The 20,102-nt window shown below is 34.6% G+C and carries 17 protein-coding genes; 1 reads left to right on the top strand and 16 read right to left on the bottom strand.

Going from position 1 to position 20,102, the window contains the following annotated elements; genetic code table 11:
- Positions 1 to 12: 12 nt before the first annotated feature.
- Both prpB and AAEZ18_RS09500 read right to left on the bottom strand, forming a co-directional pair.
- Positions 13 to 885, bottom strand: a complete 873-nt coding sequence (gene prpB / locus AAEZ18_RS09505; protein ID WP_011328451.1) for a methylisocitrate lyase — start codon at positions 883 to 885, stop codon at positions 13 to 15.
- A gap of 71 nt (positions 886 to 956) precedes the next feature.
- Entirely contained in the window at positions 957 to 1,655 is a 699-nt protein-coding gene (locus AAEZ18_RS09500; RefSeq protein WP_011328452.1) for a GntR family transcriptional regulator, read from the bottom strand.
- A 263-nt stretch (positions 1,656 to 1,918) separates the two neighbouring features.
- Between AAEZ18_RS09500 and rsmF the strand changes: the two genes are divergently transcribed.
- The gene (gene rsmF / locus AAEZ18_RS09495; RefSeq protein ID WP_041454719.1) at positions 1,919 to 3,367 is read left to right on the top strand and encodes a 16S rRNA (cytosine(1407)-C(5))-methyltransferase RsmF; all 1,449 of its coding nucleotides are present in this window, start codon (positions 1,919 to 1,921) and stop codon (positions 3,365 to 3,367) included.
- Between the two features lie 228 nt (positions 3,368 to 3,595).
- On the opposite strand, the gene AAEZ18_RS09490 is transcribed toward rsmF, so the two are convergent.
- From AAEZ18_RS09490 to AAEZ18_RS09425, 14 genes are all read right to left on the bottom strand, one after another.
- The gene (locus AAEZ18_RS09490; protein ID WP_179807280.1) at positions 3,596 to 4,318 is read right to left on the bottom strand and encodes a VpsP family polysaccharide biosynthesis protein; all 723 of its coding nucleotides are present in this window, start codon (positions 4,316 to 4,318) and stop codon (positions 3,596 to 3,598) included.
- The gene (locus tag AAEZ18_RS09485; protein ID WP_179807281.1) at positions 4,311 to 5,039 is read right to left on the bottom strand and encodes a tyrosine-protein phosphatase; all 729 of its coding nucleotides are present in this window, start codon (positions 5,037 to 5,039) and stop codon (positions 4,311 to 4,313) included. The genes AAEZ18_RS09490 and AAEZ18_RS09485 overlap by 8 nt, the downstream gene beginning before the upstream one ends.
- 3 nt (positions 5,040 to 5,042) lie before the next feature.
- Entirely contained in the window at positions 5,043 to 7,256 is a 2,214-nt protein-coding gene (locus tag AAEZ18_RS09480) for a GumC family protein (protein ID WP_011328456.1), read from the bottom strand.
- A gap of 20 nt (positions 7,257 to 7,276) precedes the next feature.
- Positions 7,277 to 7,798 (bottom strand): polysaccharide biosynthesis/export family protein, encoded by a 522-nt coding sequence (locus AAEZ18_RS09475; protein WP_041454467.1) that lies wholly within the window; start codon positions 7,796 to 7,798, stop codon positions 7,277 to 7,279.
- Positions 7,795 to 9,012 (bottom strand): outer membrane beta-barrel protein, encoded by a 1,218-nt coding sequence (locus AAEZ18_RS09470; RefSeq protein WP_179807282.1) that lies wholly within the window; start codon positions 9,010 to 9,012, stop codon positions 7,795 to 7,797. The genes AAEZ18_RS09475 and AAEZ18_RS09470 overlap by 4 nt, the downstream gene beginning before the upstream one ends.
- Entirely contained in the window at positions 8,996 to 10,399 is a 1,404-nt protein-coding gene (locus tag AAEZ18_RS09465) for an undecaprenyl-phosphate glucose phosphotransferase (protein ID WP_011328459.1), read from the bottom strand. The genes AAEZ18_RS09470 and AAEZ18_RS09465 overlap by 17 nt, the downstream gene beginning before the upstream one ends.
- A gap of 1,112 nt (positions 10,400 to 11,511) precedes the next feature.
- Positions 11,512 to 12,468, bottom strand: a complete 957-nt coding sequence (locus AAEZ18_RS09460; RefSeq protein WP_011328461.1) for a phosphoribosyltransferase — start codon at positions 12,466 to 12,468, stop codon at positions 11,512 to 11,514.
- A gap of 197 nt (positions 12,469 to 12,665) precedes the next feature.
- Entirely contained in the window at positions 12,666 to 13,394 is a 729-nt protein-coding gene (locus AAEZ18_RS09455) for a WecB/TagA/CpsF family glycosyltransferase (protein ID WP_089368434.1), read from the bottom strand.
- Positions 13,395 to 13,406: 12 nt separating this feature from the next.
- On the bottom strand, positions 13,407 to 14,204 hold the full coding sequence (locus AAEZ18_RS09450) for a glycosyltransferase family 2 protein (protein ID WP_011328463.1): 798 nt from the start codon (positions 14,202 to 14,204) through the stop codon (positions 13,407 to 13,409).
- Between the two features lie 36 nt (positions 14,205 to 14,240).
- Positions 14,241 to 15,467 carry an EpsG family protein gene (locus AAEZ18_RS09445; RefSeq protein WP_352255342.1) on the bottom strand — a complete coding sequence of 409 codons (1,227 nt, stop codon included), beginning with the start codon at positions 15,465 to 15,467 and terminating at the stop codon, positions 14,241 to 14,243.
- A 14-nt stretch (positions 15,468 to 15,481) separates the two neighbouring features.
- Entirely contained in the window at positions 15,482 to 16,396 is a 915-nt protein-coding gene (locus AAEZ18_RS09440; RefSeq protein WP_011328465.1) for a glycosyltransferase family 2 protein, read from the bottom strand.
- 35 nt (positions 16,397 to 16,431) lie between these two features.
- On the bottom strand, positions 16,432 to 17,709 hold the full coding sequence (locus tag AAEZ18_RS09435) for a flippase (protein WP_011328466.1): 1,278 nt from the start codon (positions 17,707 to 17,709) through the stop codon (positions 16,432 to 16,434).
- 219 nt (positions 17,710 to 17,928) lie between these two features.
- The gene (locus AAEZ18_RS09430; protein WP_011328467.1) at positions 17,929 to 18,957 is read right to left on the bottom strand and encodes an acyltransferase family protein; all 1,029 of its coding nucleotides are present in this window, start codon (positions 18,955 to 18,957) and stop codon (positions 17,929 to 17,931) included.
- A gap of 61 nt (positions 18,958 to 19,018) precedes the next feature.
- Positions 19,019 to 19,885 (bottom strand): ATP-grasp fold amidoligase family protein, encoded by an 867-nt coding sequence (locus AAEZ18_RS09425; RefSeq protein WP_011328468.1) that lies wholly within the window; start codon positions 19,883 to 19,885, stop codon positions 19,019 to 19,021.
- Between the last annotated feature and the right edge of the window lie 217 nt (positions 19,886 to 20,102).

The following is a 20,102-nucleotide window of genomic DNA, read 5'->3' as shown; positions in this document are numbered from 1 at the left end:
CTTAAATTGTTATTATTTAGTTGATGAAAAAAGGTTATCTAGGGTATTTTCATAGGTGTGATAATCTAAAAAATCATAAAGCTCAGCACGGGTTTGCATATTTTCAATTTGGCTTTGTTGCGAACCTTCATTTAAAATTGAGCTATATACATTATAGGCTGCTTTGTTCATCGCTCTAAATGCGCTTAATGGGTAAAGCACCATTTCAACGCCTACATCGCCTAACTGCTCTTTAGTATAAATAGGCGTTTGACCAAACTCAGTAATGTTAGCCAATACAGGAACGTTAATCGCTTTTGTAAATGCTTGGTAGTCGGCAAGGTCGTGCACGGCTTCTGCAAAAATGGCGTCTGCACCGGCTTCAACACACGCTGCTGCGCGCTCAATAGCGGCATTTAAACCTTCTTTTTGAAACGCATCGGTACGTGCCATAATGTAAAAGTCACTATCGGTTTTTGCATCTACAGCAGCTTTAATACGGTCAACCATTTCACCTTGGCTAACTATTTCTTTATTTGGGCGGTGGCCACAACGCTTTTGCGCTACTTGGTCTTCAATATGGAAACCGGCAGCGCCTGCTTTAGTCATTTCTTTTACTGTACGGGCAATATTAAACGCACCACCCCAACCTGTATCTGCATCTACTAATAAAGGTAAGTCGCTTGCACCGGTAATACGGCGAATATCTTCAAGCACGTTATCAAGGCTAGTCATACCTAAATCAGGCATACCAAAAGAAGCATTGGCAACACCAGCACCCGATAAGTAAATTGCCTGATGACCCATTTTTTCAGCCATCATTGCTGTGTACGCATTAATAGTACCCACTATTTGTAATGGGTGATTATTGGCAATAGCCTGTTTAAACTTTGATCCTGCTGACATTCGTTTCTCCTAACTTTGAACGGTGGCTGCTCTGGGGCAGTTTTGATATTTTAAATACTAAAACGATTTATTTAACTGGCTTTAGTTTGCGCTGCAAGTAAATCAAATTTAGTTTGAATATTGGCTTGTGAAGCACTTATGTGGCGCTTCATCAACATTTCGGCTAATTCACCATCGTGGTTTTCAATCGCATTAATAATAGCTAAGTGCTCATCAAATGCTTTTGATACCCGCGGACCAACCATACCCATTTGTACACGGTACATTCTTATTAATTGATAAAGGTCGTGGCATAGCAAATGAATCAAGTGGGCATTTTTACTGCCTTTAATAATGCGGTAATGAAAATCTAAATCACCTGCTTCTTGATAGTACGACTCGCCTTCTTTTACTCGTTGCGTTTTTAAATGCTGATTAAGTAATTGCTTTAAACCTTGGACTTCATCGGCTGCCATATTGTCGGCAGCAAGACGACACGCCAAGCCCTCTAAGGCACTGCGCACTTGATAAACTTCTATCAAGCGATCTGCTGTTAACGATACAACTCGGCAACCTATGTTGGCTTTACGCTCAACTAAATAACAGCTTTCTAAACGATTTAACGCTTCACGCAGCGTTGCACGGCTCACTCCATAACGCTTTGCCAGTTCTGGCTCAGATATTTTACTGCCTTGTGCTATGCTGCCCTCTACTATTTCTCGGCGCATATTTACAAACACTTGATCTGATGCGGTTGTAATAGGTGTTTCATTTAACAGGCTTTGCGTCATAGGTTACTATTAGATTGTCGACAATTTATAAAGCCACTATGAACTCACTACCACTAAGTGTCAACCCTAAAACAGTATGTAAAACTTAAAAAACACACTTATTGTCGACATCATTAGCCTAAAGTATAATAATTATCTGCTCTAAAGTGATAAACCACTGCTAAGTGTCGACACCAATAAAAACTAACTTTTTACCTGTTAAGCACTGAAACACACTTTAAGAAATGTTATTATTTGTCTTTAATATAACGACTGGCCAAACCGTGGACGCAAATACCTTTATCCCCGAGCACTTTATCGATGATGTAAAAACCTATTTACCTGCACACCTAGATATAGACGACTTTATTAATGCTTGCCGGCGGCCACTACGAAAATCTATTCGTGTTAATACCTTAAAAATATCTGTTACTGAGTTTAAGCAATACGCTAAGCAAAAAAATTGGCTACTCACTCCTATTCCATGGTGCGAGGAAGGTTTTTGGTTAGAGCGCCCTGCCGCAGAAGAGCAAAACCTAGCACTTGGCAATACCGATCTTCACCTTAGCGGTGCTATGTATGTTCAAGAAGCAAGCTCTATGCTGCCCCCCATAGCACTAAAACAAAGTATAGAGCACACTAATTACGTTCTTGATATGGCATCTGCACCTGGTTCTAAAACTTCGCAGCTTGCTGCACTAATGAATAACCAAGGGGTGTTGGTTGCAAATGAGCTTTCGTCATCACGCTTAAAAGTACTTAGCGCTACTTTAAAACGCATGGGAGTAGGTAACTGTGCGTTATCGCATTTTGATGGGGTAATTTTTGGTAATTATATGTTTGAGTGCTTTGATAGCATTTTACTCGATGCCCCCTGCTCTGGCGAAGGCACGGTACGAAAAGATGCAGATGCACTAAAAAATTGGTCAATCGACTCTAATATTGAAATTGCCCAAGTACAAAAAGATCTAATTAAAAGTGCATTTTACGCCTTAAAGCCCGGTGGAACCTTAGTGTATTCAACCTGTACGCTTACTCCACTTGAAAACCAACACGTGTGCGACTTTTTACTCAGTGAATTTGGCGACTGTATAATACCCGAGTCTTTAAGTGATCTATTTCCTGGCGCAAGTAAAGCAACTACGCCAGAGGGGTATTTACATGTGTGGCCGCAAACGTTTGACAGTGAAGGCTTTTTTATTGCCAAATTCAAAAAACAAGCAAGTAGTGACAACCCTAATCTAAAAGTCAAAAAAGGTGCTTTTCCGTTTCAGCAATTTGAGAGCAAAAAAAGTGCTGTTTTTATGCAAACACTTAAGCAACAATTTGGTTTAAATACCTTACCGGGCATATTAATGCAGCGCGATAAAGAGCTGTGGTTATTTCCGCAGGAGTTTGAAGCTGTGCAAAACAAAATTAAATACGCCCGTTTAGGCATTCAACTTGGTGCCATTCATAATAATGGCGTGCGTTTAGCCCACGAGTTTGCAACCGCATTTGGTAAGCAGTGTAAAAGTAATGTGTTGCCTTTAACCGACACTCAAGCTAACGACTACTTTCAGGGTAAGGATATTCGCTTAGCTGATGTAAGCCAAAATACAGGAGAAGTTATTTTAACTTTATGTGGCTGCCCTATTGGCTTAGGTAAATGGCAAAAAAATAAAGTTAAAAACTCACTCCCACGCGATCTAGTACAAAATACGCAGCTAATAACATGGGCACAAAGCAATTAAACAGCGTTTAATGTAAAATGTGAGTATTAAAACATGTATACATTTTTGAATATAATTGGGTTGTTAAAAGTACTTAAATTCGGATAATAAATGTGCGGTTTTAATGATTTTAGCTATACTTATATGTACTTTCTTCTTCTCCCTATAATCAAGAAAGCGTCTTCAGTTAACGTAAGGCTCAACTAAGAGCCATTTTATAGCCCAGAGTTTTTATAACTCTGGGCATTTTTATTTGCCACTACCACAATGTTTTTTAAATATATAACTTTTGCGAACAGAATCGAAATCGCCACCAAATTGTAACGATAAACACAATATGGGTAAGCTATTACTTTGTTTTGCAATATCAAATACTTGATTGAATTTATAGCCATATTTAACTGCTAACTTCAATTCGTTAACATATAAAGCTTTGTATTGTGGAGTTAGCTGCGACCAATGAATCAACGCTATTTGAATAATACCTAAATGTACATCAAGCTTATAAGGTCCTACTTTTTTTGCTTGTTGAATATAATCATAAACCTGCTCTGTGGGCCCATCTTGATAACTCACCACTTGCGCCAATGCTATCCAAGTTTCTGCCCATGTTTGCCTTAATTCAATAGACTTTAAAAGCGCTTGTTCGGCTTGTTGGTAAGCCAGCTGATGTGTAGGAGCATTAATTACAGTCGGCTGATTTAAAATACTTACTGATAATATTTTTATATACGCATTCAAGTGCCAATAATGAGGATGGCTTGGCTCAAATTTAGCCGCTAAAGTAATAGCTTTTTCGGCCTGCTTTAATTCTGAGCGCTTAATTGGAGAGGACAGCTGTTCCAGCGTATTTCTAGCATTAAAATACCAAGCATTGGCGCGTATGCTTTTTATACTGTAATAGGCAATAAACAAGGTTATAAGCGCTAAAACAATAATAGGGATTAACCTATTTAATTTAAAACTAATCACAAAATAGTGACTCAGTTAAGCGCCAAGGGTTAGTTACAAATAACATATGTGCTTTATCCTCCCCTACTAAATTACTCACAATGTGTTTTGCTTTACTAAGTATTGGCGGCCTACGTTTTACCGAATGCGCATCAGAGGCAACATAATTAACTAAATTACCTTTAAGCATGTCATTGCTAATTTGTTTTGCTTTATCCCCCCACCCCCCTTCAATACTTGAAGCGGTTAATTGAAACTCACAACCTAACTGCTTTAAATGTTCTATATAAAAAGGATTAGCCTGAATATCACGGTTACGTTCAGGGTGAGGTATAATCACTTTAATATTTTGTTTTGTTAACCAGCCAATAAACTTATCGTAGCCTGGTGGTACATGAGAATGTGGTAGCTCTAACAATAAGTAATTTGCTCCGGCTAAATTCCCAATGAAGGGCAATTTATTTGCCTTTACCAGTGCCATTAACTCTATATCAAGGCGTACTTCTGCCGCTACTGCTAGCTTTATAGTAATTTGAGCCTGTTTTGCATGCTCTTTTAAATCAGCTAAGTCTCTGCGAAGTTGTACCGCGGAGTTATCAAATCGCCCTATATGAATATGCGGAGTAATCACCATATGTGTTATTCCATCACTTTGCGCTAGCTTTAATAATGCTAAAGATTCATTTAAATTTTTAGCACCATCGTCAATACCGGGTAAAATATGCGAATGAATATCAATCATAATTTAGCCATTAGGTTGAGGTTTTTCTGGCGGTTGTGAGTAATCATAATAATCATAGTATCCGTAGCTATGCTCATCTTTAGTTTTGCTCATATCTACTTGGTTAAGTATAACGCCTGCCACATGTGCTTTTACCTCAAACAAACGCTCTAACCCAGCTTTAATCGGTTTTACTCTTGTTACGTCTGCTCTCACTACATACACTACCGAATCAACACTTTGTGCAATTACTAATGCGTCACTAACCGCTTGTGTTGGGGGAGTGTCAATAATGATGTGATCGTACTTGGTTTTTAAAACCTTTAATAACTCATCAAACCGGGCGCTAGAGAGTAACTCTAACGGATTTGATGGTATTTGCCCACTTGGCATAATAGCAACACCAGAGCGCTCATCTAAATGAACGCACTCAGAAAACTGCTCTGTGCCAGTAATTAAATTGCTTAAGCCTGGGTGAAATACGGGTATATCAAACCGTTTTGCTAAGCTGGGTTTACGTAAATCAGCATCAATCAGTAAAACGCTCCCCATTTGCGCAAGCGATAAGGCTAAGTTAGCTGATGTTGTGGTTTTCCCTTCACCTGGGACGCTTGATGTAACTGCTATTATTTGATGATTTCGGTCTAACTGAGTAAGCAATAAGCTTGTTCTAAATGTACGCACAGATTCTGCAAAACGACGGTATTCATCCTCTAAATATGCGTATATCGGAAACGGATTCTTTCTCGATATTTTAACTTTGGGTAATAAACCTAGCATGCGTTGCGCTAGTTTACTTTCAACGTCATTTTTTGTTTTTACCGTATCGTTTAATGCATCAAATATAAAGCTCATCACTACTGCAAAGGCAAAGCTAGCTATAAATGTAATTATTACAATAAGCTTTTTATTGGGCTTACTGGGATATTTAGGTGTGTATGCTCTATCGGTAAAGCGAGCTGCTGCTGAGGTGAAGTCGCTGGTTACTTCGGTTTCTTTAGAGCGAGATAAAAATGTATTAAATATATTTCGGTTAGTTTCAACTTCACGTTTTAACTGATTATACTGCGTTTCTTTGCGTGTAATATATTGATAATCATCTCGGATTTTTTTTAGATCAGCTTCTAATGTATTAACGGTTCGAGTTGTTCTGTTTAACTCTTTTTCGATACCTGTAACTAGGCCTTTAATTTGCTTATTTAAATTAGCTTTTACAGTTGCAAGTTCAGCTTTAGCAGAAATCATTTTTGGGTGCTTATTGCCATATACTTCGCCCAAGTCACTCACTTTTCGCTCAACAAGTACTAACTCGCGCTTTACATCTTGTACTACTTTATGTGATGTTATTTCGGGCATACTACCTAAAAATTCTATATTATTATTTCCGTACTCCTTGATTACTCTGTTTATACTCTTTAAATTATTTCTTGCGGCTCGAGCATCAACTAACTGCTGAGACATTTGCTCTAGCTCTTGTGTCACTAGCCCCGCAATACCTTCTATATCAACTAATTGCTGCGCCTCTCGGTACGCCTGCAGTCGAACCTCTGAATCATCTAATTGGATCCGTAACTGTGACAAGCGTGTGTTTAACCAGCTTGTTGCCTGTTGCGTTATCCCCATTTTGGCGCGCATTTGGCTGTCTATGTATACCTCACCTACCGTATTTGCTACTAAGGCTGCAAGTTTAGAATCACTCGACTCAAAACTCACCCTAACTAATTGCGTTTTACGAATTGGTGAAACTATTAATGCTTTATTAAATATACTAAGCAAATCTTGCATTTGTTGCTCAACTTGATCTTCATACGAGAGCGCAGCAACTTCTTTTTTATTTAAAAAAGGCAGCAACTCTTTAATTAGTATATTAACTTCATTAAATATTGAAGGTTTTGGAATAAAGTCAGTGTGTGACTGCAGATCTAGTTTCGTAATAACTTCACGTGCAATACTGTCTGATTTTATTACCTCAAATTGAGTTAAATAATATTCTTTTTGGTTTGAGTCTAAACCATATATTTCTTCAAAACTAACCGCTTTAGCCTGCTCAGCTTCAATTAATAACGTTGCACTTGCTTTATATTTAGGTATTAAAGTTAACGTAATCATTATCGCTAATAATGTAATAACTATCGCAAAGCTCAAAATTCGCCACTTTGCTTGCTTAATAACATTAAAGTTAATGCCCAACTCAATTACATCATCATTATTATTTAATTTTTCTGATTTTTGATTCATTCATCACTGCCTTTAACGGCTTAAAACAAGCGCTGTTCTATTTTAATGGTGTCGCCCGCTGCAATTTGACTGTTTAAACTGCCTCTAATTTGTTGCTCTTTGGTTTGTTCTTTAAAAATATATATTTTATCTATCGATGCTCGCTCTGTTAATCCACCGCCAAGTGCAATCGCTTGATTTACTGTCATTGCCGGCTGATAAGGGTATGCACCTGGGTTATTTACCTCACCATGAATATAAAAAGGTCGATATTGTGTAACTTGCGCATACACATTGGGGTTAACTAAATAGTCAGGCTGTAGCCCTCTTATTATTATTTGTTCAACCTGTGATGTATTTAGGCCAGCGAGTTTAACTTTTCCCAAAAAAGGGTAATTAACTTTGCCACTGTTACCTAATAACGCCGTCACATCTAAATCTGGTTGGCCAAAAACTTTTATTTCAATTTTGTCACCTGGCCCTAAAGTATAGTTTTGCGCATTTTGGCTAAAACTATTAAAACTTAATAAAAAAGCCAGGCAAACAAGCATCCAAAATTTCATCGATTAGCCTTTAAAACAAAGGTAAAATTAATCCCGACAATGACACGATCATATTCAATCGTATTTTGATTAGAGTTTTTATCTATAAAATCAACGTAACTAGATACCATCCCAAAGTTACTAACCAAATAGTTTAAACCTAGTCGAGCCGCTGTTGTTTTATCTTGTCTGCCAACATCCCCAGTGTATTGCTCATCTGCATAATTTAAACTTGCCAACGAACTAAAGTAATTACTCCAATTGTGATCCCAGGTAATGTTATAAACACTCTCTTTAATATAATCACCTGCTACTAAGGGATCTTTAGCTGAGCGGCTAGTTAAAAATTGTAACGATGAATAAGTAAGTGGTTGCCAAAGTACTGCGGCTTCCCAGCTTAAACCGGTAAAATCTTCACGTAGGTCAGAAAAAAAATCTTTGTCTTGATAACCGACTTTGAAGGTACCGGATGTTACCGCCGTTGCCTCCCACTCTATTCCCAGTAATATTTTTCTGTCATCTGAATCTCGTGAAATACCATTGGCTTGCAAAACATCATAGCGGTACTTTTCTTGTGTTAGCTCCAAAAAAGTGCGCGTTGCTGCAAGCGTATTGTAGTAACCGGTTATTCCCACTAAAGTTTTATCATAATCGCGATATTGAGATACAGGTCTAAAATTTTGGTATTTTTTATTGAAAAAACCAGCAATAAGCGCAACTTGAGCTTTAGAGCTTTTTGCGCCATATTCATAACGCGTTGTTACATTTTGCTGTTGGTACTTTACTAATTCATTAACAATATCCCCCAAACCTTCGGTTAAACCACTTCCTCTGGGTTCATATAACCAATCTGCATCACCTTTAATATCGAGTCTATGCTGTTGGGTAAACTCTTTATGAACGCTCGCTGCTGTGGTCACTTGAGTGAAGTTATCTGTGGTATCTTTATTATGAAAGGACGTTATTGTTCCAACATTAAGCTTATAATTGTCTGGGCCATCTTCAATTACAGCCGAAATGTTAGGTGATATATTCCATATTAACCGCGACTCCTCATTAGTTGGTGTTCTAAAAAAGTTATTATTAGTACTCACTCCTGTTTGTAGTGTAGGCGTTATTTCGGCACCATCTTTTGTAATAATACTACCTGGTTTTAGGTTAGCCGCTGCATAAGGACTGCCCCCAATACAAACAACGAGTAGGCAAGGGGCAATTGTATTAGTAGGCATTTTCATTCTTAAATCCTTTAAATATTGTTATGATTATTATTTTTATATCAAATAGTAATGACCAGTTCTTAATATAGTGTAGGTCATACTCTACACGTTTCGCCATTTTTATTAACGTATCTGTTTCACCACGCCAGCCGTTAACTTGCGCCCACCCTGTAATGCCTGGTTTGGCTTTGTGCCTAAACATATAAAACTCTACTTTTTTTCTATACTCTTCGTTGTGCGCAACCGCATGAGGTCTTGGGCCAACAATGGACATGTCACCTTCAAGTACATTTAAAAACTGAGGAAGTTCATCAAGACTCGTACGTCGCAAAAATCGGCCTAACTTTGTTATCCTCACATCATTTTTTGTAGCTTGAGTTACCACTTTGCTGTTTTCTGTGACTGTCATTGAACGGAATTTCCAAACTTTTATTTTTCGTCCATCAAGTCCATAACGATCTTGCTTAAATATTACAGGACCAGCTGATGTTAATTTCACTGCCGCGGCAATAACTAATAGTAATGGCGAAATCAATAACAATATAATCATTGAAAACACAATATCCTCTGTACGCTTAATAAACTCATGAGCACCAATGCATGGCGACTCAAACACACTCAAAGTATCAACTTCGCCAACATGTTCAATACGCGCATGTATAAGATTAGAAAGCAAAAAGTCAGGTATTATATGCACATCAACAGTGGTATCACCCAGCTGCAATAAAATGTCTGCAATACGTTTTTCTGCTTTCATGGGAAGAGCAATATATAACACATCAACTCTGCCCTCTCTTGCTAAATCCACAGCTTTTTGTATGTTGCCTGCAACATCATGAGAGGCTAATTTACTAAATAAACGCTCTGGGTTTCTATCATCAAAAAACCCTAAAAACTTAAAGCCTAACTCATCATTCTTCTCAATTTCATCATATAAGTAAGCAGCGGTTTCTGTAGCACCAATGATGGCTACATTGCGTAAATATGAACCAAATTTACGACGATTTCGCTTATACAAGTACACAGCTAAGCGCCATAAATATAAATAAAGCATGCTTAATAAAAACCACAAGCTAATGCCAATCCGAGATAAGGATTCTGAAAACTTAAAAATAAATGATATAAAAAACAAACAAGCGAATGAAACTAATAAAGCGCCCCAAACACACAACATCATTACCCTAAACTTCCCTGCTCGCCACGATCTATAAGTAGAAAATATTTCAGCGCAATATAAGTAAATTAATGCAACACTTAGCACTGATACCATATAAAAAGAGCTTAGATTAAAGTTATAAAATAAGGCGGAGCATTGAAAAGCAAAAAATAATGCAAAAATATCGAAGAGTCTATAAAAGCAGGCATCTGACGAACCTGATAACTTAAATGTCCTTGAAGAGCTCATAACTATTAATTCCTATTAATTGGTCTCAGGTAAGAAGAAGCATCACTAGACTATGGAATTAATACTAAATTAACATCTCAAATTGCACAATTAACATACAGGCGGGTTTACTAATATACAAAAGGTTAAAGCTATTTTATTAAACATATTTCTTAAAATATAAATGTATCTAAACTACAACTCCTCATCTAAACAACAGCCCTTTTTTATGTAATCATGCTTAGATATTTAAATAAACAATGCATGAATCCATCTGGTTAATATTATGAGTAGGGTATACGTAACTTACTCTCTCAGTAAAAACTATGCCGATGAATAAAAGCTAATAGCATAATATTACAATAAATTTTGCACATTTTTGGCTCTGTTCTTGATGTGTAATTTGCCCTACAGCTATTTTTAATTATCATCTACTTAGTTTTAGCAACTACATTCATTTACCAACAACATAATAGCAACCTATTACCTTGGGGCTTAATTACTGTTTACTTGAAGGTTTTAATAGTTTTATTTATAGCCAATAAAATAAACAACTTAATAAAACAAACACAAAATAAACAAACATAAAACAAAAACAAACATAAAAGATCGCTTTATACAGCCTGCTTATCAGTGTTTAGGTTTAAACTGCGACTATATAAAAACTACTATCAACCAAACCCTGTGAAATAGTACATTTTTACCCTAGTGTAATTCTTTAGAAAAATAATAGACTGTACAAAAAGTAAGAGAGCAGACCGCTAACTGGTTTAGATAATAATTAATAACACAACCGAAAACACGTTATAAGTGTTTGCTTCTAGATTTAATACAAGCATGGTGTATCTTTATTATTTGGTGGTTTTAGGGTAGCCTGTGGTCACATAATACTGCACACGGTGGCAATGACTAACCAGTAAGGCTTACACAAACGTTTGGCGTTAGTTAATAAACAAAAAACGCTAAGTACTGAAGAGCTTAAGCGCAAACAATATCAAGCCTAAATACGGTGAATACTGAAAACTTAGCTTTTATATTTTGAGTTGATGGGAGCCCTACACACTTGCAAATTAACAATAATATAAGCTAGGCTCTATTTATCTAAAGAACAAGATAAGTCTTTGTAAATAAAGTTAATATAATTTTTTAATCTGATTTTTTATGCCACGAGGTATAAACGAAGCCAACCGTTCTTTTAAGCTTGTAACTGCTTCATGCTTTAGATTATAAAAGCCGTTGTTAATTATTTGGTTACTAGCTGCACAAAAAACTGGTTTTTTAGTGATATGATTAATTTCAATACTTTGCTTATAGTCGCTTTCAATAAAAAGCTCTGCACTACTTTTTTGATAAAATAAAGCTTTATGCTTTGCATGACTAATTTGCTTTTGTCCTCCTTCTTTACCAGGTAAATCTTGCATAATTAAATACTCGTATTCTACTTTATACTTTTTTAACCATATCTCAGTCTGTTCTCGATACTTTTCTGACCGGCTGGTAACAAGCGCATAAACTTTTCTAGAGGGTATAAATAATGGCTGTGCATTTAAAATAAACTCAATGTACTTTTCGGCATCATTAGTTTGCTCTTCAGTAGGGTCAATACACAAAACACCATCTATATCTAAACAAGCAGTCGTTAAAATTGGATGATGAAAAATGTTCCATTCAAACACCCTTGGTGATGGTAGGTACTCTAGAAAAAAATCAACATCATTTCTTTGTTTTAGCGATGAGTAAATTGCACATGTCGTAATTTTACTGTGTAAATATGTGGGAATTAAAGCCATATCAGCTTTAATCGAGTCACCTTTTGCAATACTGTCATCCACTAATAATATTTTTTGTGCGTTTTGTGGGTATTTTAAATATTGATTTTTACTTTTTCGTGTACTTCCTGTTTTGAGCTCTGAATTATTAATTAAAGAAATCAAATCCGTACAATGAATATTCAAATACAATGCCAGCATATTAGCTGGTGTTAAACCACTTCTTGGAAGGCCTACAATTAAATCAAAGTTTAAACTCTGTATTTTAGGCAAGTGTTCTTTTATATCCTGACTTAAATGACAATAACTTTTATAATTCATTAGAATCACCCTCCCTTAAAAACATTTTACCTAACATACTAAAATTATTATTAATTACATTGCTTTTATTAAGGTTAGTACAATTTATCGCAATAATGTAGATCTCACGTCAAAAATAGCCATCAAATTGTTATTATATCTTTGATTTAAGCGTTAGCTTCACGCTAATAGAAATTAACTTTTACCACTCCCTTTAATTACAAAACTCTTTTAGTACTGGAGCGATATACATTTAAAAAAAACAATGGGATCCCGACAACATAACGAGAAAATAACCTTTTAGGCTCTAGAGCAAATCTGTATAGCCACTCAAAACCAAGCTTTCTAAATATCGTCGGTGCGCGCTTTACCCTACCCGCTTGAAAATCCAATATTGCACCACCACATATTATTATCATTTTATTTTTGCTCTGTAGTTTTAGTTGTGTAGCTATCAGCTCTTGCTTAGGCATACCCATAGCAAGAACGACTACGTTAAGACTCTCAGTTTGATACTGTAAATTGTGCTCAAGATAACAGTCGACATCTTTAAACCCATTTAAACTATAATATTGGGAGGTGTTAAAAAGCGAGGTTGCACCTATATCTAACCAAGGTTGCTGAGTACCGTACGCAAAAAGGGTCATTTCCTTGTTAGATAAATATAATTGCGAGATTAATCGCGGAATAAAGTCTGTACCATTTAAGTTAGATTGAGGGTCAATATTGTTGTACAAGCACGCTAATTCAACCCCTTTACCGTCTCTGAATAAATAATCTAAATCGAAAAAGTTAGCTTTTATAGCATCACTACTACTTATTAAGTTATATGCATACTGATTTAAAAAACCGATCGAAATTGCTTTATCCGTATTTGTGATACGCTCTAAAATACTGGCTAAAGATACCTCATTGACTAAAGTTAATGACTTTAAGATAGGGTCCATCGCTTTAAGCTCCTATTTTATTACTTTAAAGTCAGCAAACTTTATTTTTCTTTGTGAATAATAAAAAATACCAACCATAAGCTTTCGCAAATAGTGATAGTAAAGAGCAGTACTTTTTAGTTTGTGGTTATTTAATACCGCGAAAGAGCCTTGAAAATACTTATATCTAAATTCTGGTAATGGATCACGATGGCCAATAGCTGCAGAGTTCATAAAAAATATAACCTTACTAATAAGTGAAGCTTTTATTGCAAAGTCCAAATCTTCACCTCCATTATTTTTAGCGCCGACGCCAAAGTTTTCATCAAACAGCCCTACTTCATTAAATACTTTAGATGCATAAAATGTAGTGTTAGATGATGCGTATCGTATTAAGTTTGACGAATTATGTTCATTAGAAGTAAAGGGGCTAATACTTGGTGCTGATGAAAATTGAGTATAAAACAATTCAAATCGACTGAGTGCTTGTAGTTCATTAAAGCTATTCCAAAACCCTTCTGGGTACCAACAGTCATCGTCTGGGCAGGACACGAAATCAAAATCATTCAATGAATACCGACTGTTCACTTCTTTAATAAGCTTATTTCTGGCCTTTGATAACGACACAATATGACTTTGACTAATTGTGATTAGCGTATAGTTACTAGCTAGCCCAAGTAAACACTCTTCACTGTAGCCATCTGCACTTTGTAATAGTACATAGTGTACAAATTGAATGTTTCTTACACTATTTATCGATAGTATTAGTCTTTTTAAGTCTTTGATATTTTCGTCATTACATATACATGTTGTTAATAATAAAATTTTCATTACAATCCCTATAAGTAGTTATTACATAATATGAAGTTAAAATTTTATAAAGAAATAATGGTGGAACATTCCGTTAAAATCGAAATCAGAAATATAAATTCTGTACCACAAAAATAAAATAAACGCGATTAAAGATAATGAAAAAAACAGTAGCTTTAGCCTGACAACACGTAGTATTAAAGAAAATATATATACCAAGCCAATCCATCTAAAATAATCAAAGTAGGCATAATAGCGTAGCTGTAAGAAGTTTGTTGTATGCATAAAACAAATTAATACGATAATACCTATATAATAAAACCACATCTTATCAAATGTCGATTTACGCCTAACCATATAGGCGAATATAGAAAGCAGTACGATAGCAACATCTAAAAGCTTAAATAGTATTCCTGAACCTCTATCATCTAATTCTTCATAATTGGTAAATGTGGCGTAATAAACTAAAAGGTATAATATTGATATTGCCGCAGAGCCCATAACGACATATAAAATTTTGTATCTATTACTTCTTTCATCAGAGGCCGTAACATAATAAACAACAAAATAAATTGCACAAACAACCACGGCTGCATTATGTGTTAATGATGCGATGACACCAAAAAAAATGGCGAAGCGTATTTTGTCAAAATATAAAAAAAATAGAGTAATAATTAAGAAAGAACCTGAGCAATAATGCCGTATCATGTTAAACATGTTTGTAAATTTCATTGAATAAAAAATAAAAAACATCAGCGCTAACGCAATTAACACCTCACTAAATTTAGCTGAATCTAATATCTTGTAAATAACAATACATGCTGGTAAATAGATAAATAACGTAATCGTATACGTATAAAATATATAATTGCCATTCGTTAATTTTGAAAAGAAGTAAGAATAGCCATGATAAATCGGCTCCGATATTTTCGGTTGTACTAAAAAGCCATCATTAATAAAAATTGCATAATCTTCATCAAAAATACTCAAAAAACCATATTGATAATTATTGAATGCAAACCATTGGGTTGAATACCAGCCTAAGTCATTGCCTATCCCTAAAAAATCGCCAAATGCCCATGCTTCTTTGTGTAAATTCATATTGCAAAAAAGCAAAATAAAGCTAATAAAAAAAACGTAAAGCCACTCAGATCTTTTAGTTGTTAAATACGTGAATAAAGCAAAAATCCCTATATAAAAAGGCGCTAGCAGTGAAACTAATGATACAAAAACAAGAATCAACATTGTTCTATTTAACAGAAAAGTTTTATTGTGATAGATCAAAATAAAGCTTCCTTTTACTTTGAGTAATATTGATATTTCATCCCAAACTTTACGAGTAACTTAAATGATTCATAAAGTTGTTCGCTTGTTCTTGAGCGCCATACTATTTTTGTGAACAAAAATTTAAATAAAGAGAAATTGCGCCCATGTTCAAGCCAGTAATTATGATAGTCAATTGTGCTCCACCTATAATTCAAATCGTTTTGCTCTGAAGCTGACAACGTGACCTTATTACTTAGCTCTTTTTCTAATTTACACCTGAGCTGTACGCCTGCTATTGGTCGAGTACCTGTGGTAATACTCGCTCCATTGTGGATTGTATGCACAAAGACATTTTCAGCAAATATGCACACACTATAATTTTGAATAAAGGCCTTTAACATTAAGGTATGATCTTGTAAGTAAGGTGTATCATAAAACCCACCTATGGCTTCTAAAACACTTTTTTTAATCATTATCATTGAAGTATAGCAACTCCCAGATAGCAAAAAGGTCTTAGCGTCATGGCCTACAAACTTATCATCGTTTGCTAAAACACCTTTACCATTTTCTTCTACTTGCATATGGCTACAACAGACAGCAGGCTGCTCTTGTTGGTGTTTAAAAAAGTTAAGTTTTTCGAGTAATTTCCCATCTATAAAAAAATCATCATCGTCTAAAAAAGTAACATACTCGCCATTGGCTTGCTTAATACCAATGTTTCTGGCAATCCCTGCTCCTGAGTTTTTTTCTAATGGTATGTATTTTATTTTTTTAGAGACAATTAAATCCTCTAAAATAGACTCTGTATTTAGCTGATGCTCTGACCCTTTACCATTATCATCAACAACTATTACCTCACAAAGTGAGTTTATAAGTGCACTTTGTATTGCATTTCTTATTTTTGTGACTCTTCCATAAGTAGGAATAATGATGCTTAACTCTACCATTTAGCTTAATCCTTTTTAATTTTTATAAATGAAATTTAGCATAACCAAGTTTTTAACTTTGTTATTTTATATACATCAATCGACATCCAAATATTCCACAGCACTAGACTCATGCTTACAGCTAAAGCCGCCCCAATTGCTTGATAGATAGGCACTAAAATAAATAACAACAACACGTTTATTAATAATGTAGCCAACAATGCTTTTAATGAACGTTTTTCATTTCCTGTCATATTCAGCACTAAACCAACAGAGCCAAAACAAATATTAATTATTTGGCCAATACATAAAATAATAAGAATTGGATGGGAAGCCAGATATTGCTCTCCAAAAAGTATTCTTATAAACCAATCCCCAAAAAAAATTAAAACAACCGCTATTGGTATTGAAAAAGTGGCGCTTAACTTTACACTTTTAGTTAGTAAAGCCTGTGTTGACTGTATATCGCCACTTCTATACAACCTAGCAACTTTAGGGCCTATAATATTGTTTACCGCTGCAAACCCTAAGGTAACTAATGTCACCCCTTGTAAAGCTACCTTAAAAGAAGCGACAGACTCTTTATCATCAAAGTAGCCTAAAAATACGTTTGCAAGCTGTGCATTCATGGTGCTAATAAATATCATTAGCGTAAACGGGAGTAATGCAATATGCCATTTTTTAAAATAGTAAGTAGGTTTAACATGGTTAAGGTTATTCGATCGCTCTTTAAATATTAGCCCTAAGCCTAATAACAGCGTTAATGCCGATGTTATTAACTGTACTTTTATAAGCAGTAAACTGGTGAACTCAGTTTTTGATACAATAAAATATAAGTAAACTAAAATGGCTAAAAATGGCATCAAAATAAACTCTGGAAATAAGCCTAGAATTGGTTTTCTAAAACCGTTTAAAATAGCTCCTTGTTTTGCAGAAAAGCTTTTTATAGGGATCAAAAAAATTGCAAACCAAAGTAAACTAGCAGTCTGGGAACTTATTAAGCCTAAATATAAAATAAGCATGGTCGTAAGCATCACAAGCGCAGAAATACTGATAATAAATGCCGATGACCACCTGAGTAACCCCTTTAATTCTCCCCATTTACCTTCCAATTCAGCATGTGCAATTTCACGGATCAATAATTGTGGTAAACCTGCTATAACAGGTATTGTGACTATGGCAATAATTGATAAAACATAGGTATATAAGCCATATTGCTCAGGTCCTAAATAACGGGCAAGTATTACGCCTGCTATAACGGATAAAGCACGGCTTATCATTTGTAAACCGGCTGTGCCTAAAAACTTATTTAAAATAGCTGGCGATTGGCTCAAAAAACTTACCTTGTAATAATAGAGTCATATTTATAACTTCAATAAATCAAAATTTTAAAATTCAATAACTAAATAAATTAACTGACTGACTGTTTTAGATTTATAAAGATCTCAGTGTAGTAACCATATTAGTAATGTGTACTGCTTTATTAAAATTCACTAATCACTGCTACGTAAAAAATACGCACATAATTAGTACTCATATACAAACATCGTTTCCTATGTCGACTTTTGTGCATATTTAACAGTACTTTTTTGCCCTAAAAAAATTCGTGATGCGTAATTACTTTTTGATAATACAATTTCAACTGCAATCGGACCAAAGATCCCAAAGAACATGCCAAATACAATATTAAGCTCTGTCAATTGCACACCTAAATAAACTAGTAACATTCTAGATAAAACCAAAAAGTAAACATGGTATAAGTATATTGAAAATGAATATTTACCAATAAACACAAGGGGTATAATCTTTATTTTTGCAAAGTAAAATAATGAACAACCAACAAATCCAGTTACTAGCCCCATTAGGCTGTTTCTTTCAAAGTTACTCTGGCTTTGTAGTTGTAAAAATTTATACAACATAAGGCCAGCAAACAAAGTTAATAATATTGTAACTAACTTTATATTTAGCTTTTCTTCGCTGTGTCTTTTTGAGCTAAGTAAGCACCCTAACGAGAAGAAAGGTAATAAAAAGAAAAATCCAGATAATGAAAAAAAATAAATATCTGTAGGCATAAATACGCATAAAATAATCCCCGTAAATAGCGCAAATATGTATTTATTTTGAGTTGTAGTTTTTATAAATGATGATAAGCCATAAAATAAAAACACCAAAAACATTGCTTGTAAAAACCAAAAATGAAATTTACTTTCCCATATCACGCTAAAGTAATAAGTAATATTGGTTATTTCTATTTTTTGATTTGCTCCTAAAGTATGTGCCTGAATAAATAGATAAATTGGGCCTACAAAAATTAGAGGAATGATTAGTCTAAAGTACTTTCCTTTTAACATAGAAAAAAATTGCTCTGATGTCACTCCTCTAAAAGAGAAAATAACGCCGCCTAAAAATGCAAATAATGGCATTCTGACATTTTCTAACATTAAGTTAAAAAAATAAAAGTCGTTATTTTCGGGTAACTTTAAACCTGATATATTTGGTTCACCTATTAAGTGATTAAGTACTAATAATAAACAAGCCCACCCTCTGAGTGTTTCTAGACTGAGAATTTTTTTTATTTTCATCTTCACTCCCTTAAAGTAAAAGCGTGAACCATTTATTAAATATACTTATTCTCTTAATTTATTAACCATTGTTTTTAAAAGCTAATTTCATTTTACTTGCTAACTCCCTATCAAACTGTTCAGGCAGGAATTTAATGTACCCATTCCCAGGAGTAAACGTTAATTCACCAAAATATATTTTATCTTGAATATAGAGATCAACTCTTACAAAAGAAAATGAGCTACTCAATGCTTCTACAATTACAACTGCCTCTGCAAAATTTTTTGGTTTGAGTTCAACTTCTCCAATATCACATCCAGCCCTTAAGATTGGAAGTGGTTGCCATAACCTTGAATAGTAGTTGTGCGTTTGCTTATTGCTTGCCCTTTGTGAAATTACCTGCACAAATTCAATTGCGCCCTCTATACAATAAAATTTATAGTCTTTTAGGCCATCTGTTGATTCAATAAACTCTTCACAAATAACTAGCTGCTCAACGTTTTTATACTGTTTTTCTTTACTTATTGCATAAAAATCAGACTTTAGCCATTGTGTAATTAATTGGCGAATTTCAGCATTACAATGATCATTTTTATTATTGATAACAAGATTATAGCCACTACCGTTATTTAGTTTTATGACAAATTTATCTGGCATTTCGGTTAAATTAAAATCTTCAGCTACGGTACAAGTTTTTAGTAAGGTTGGAAGATATTTTTCACCGCACCTATCAGCGACAAATGCTCTAACTTTATATTTATCCACAAAAATAGAAAAATCAGTTAGTTTCTTACTTAGTTTCCAGGAGAAAATCCTATCGCTAAAAGTAAGCACTTTCTTTTTTGAATAAAATTTACGGTGAAGCTTTAAATATTCATATCGAATATATATAGAGTCAGGTATCAATACCTTTAATTTATTTTTCAACAGTTTCAAAAATAAACCCATCCGTTGACTCTCTTAAATTTACTAAACGTAAAATAATTTTTCTAACTCCAAAATTGGAGCTACCATCAAACTCACTTGGTTTTAAATAGAACAATTCATCTTATAATAGATCAACTTATAAGATTAAACTTTTAATTTACTTAGGGGCTGTTGATCTTTGTAGTACATATATCAATCAGCCCACATTGGTAGCCACATCATAGTAAATGCTAAAGCG

It is taken from the genome of Pseudoalteromonas sp. 19-MNA-CIBAN-0066, assembly GCF_040308705.1.
GTDB lineage: Bacteria > Pseudomonadota > Gammaproteobacteria > Enterobacterales > Alteromonadaceae > Pseudoalteromonas > Pseudoalteromonas nigrifaciens.
Note: the sequence above shows the minus strand (reverse complement) of the source record. Positions and strands in the feature narration are given on the sequence as shown.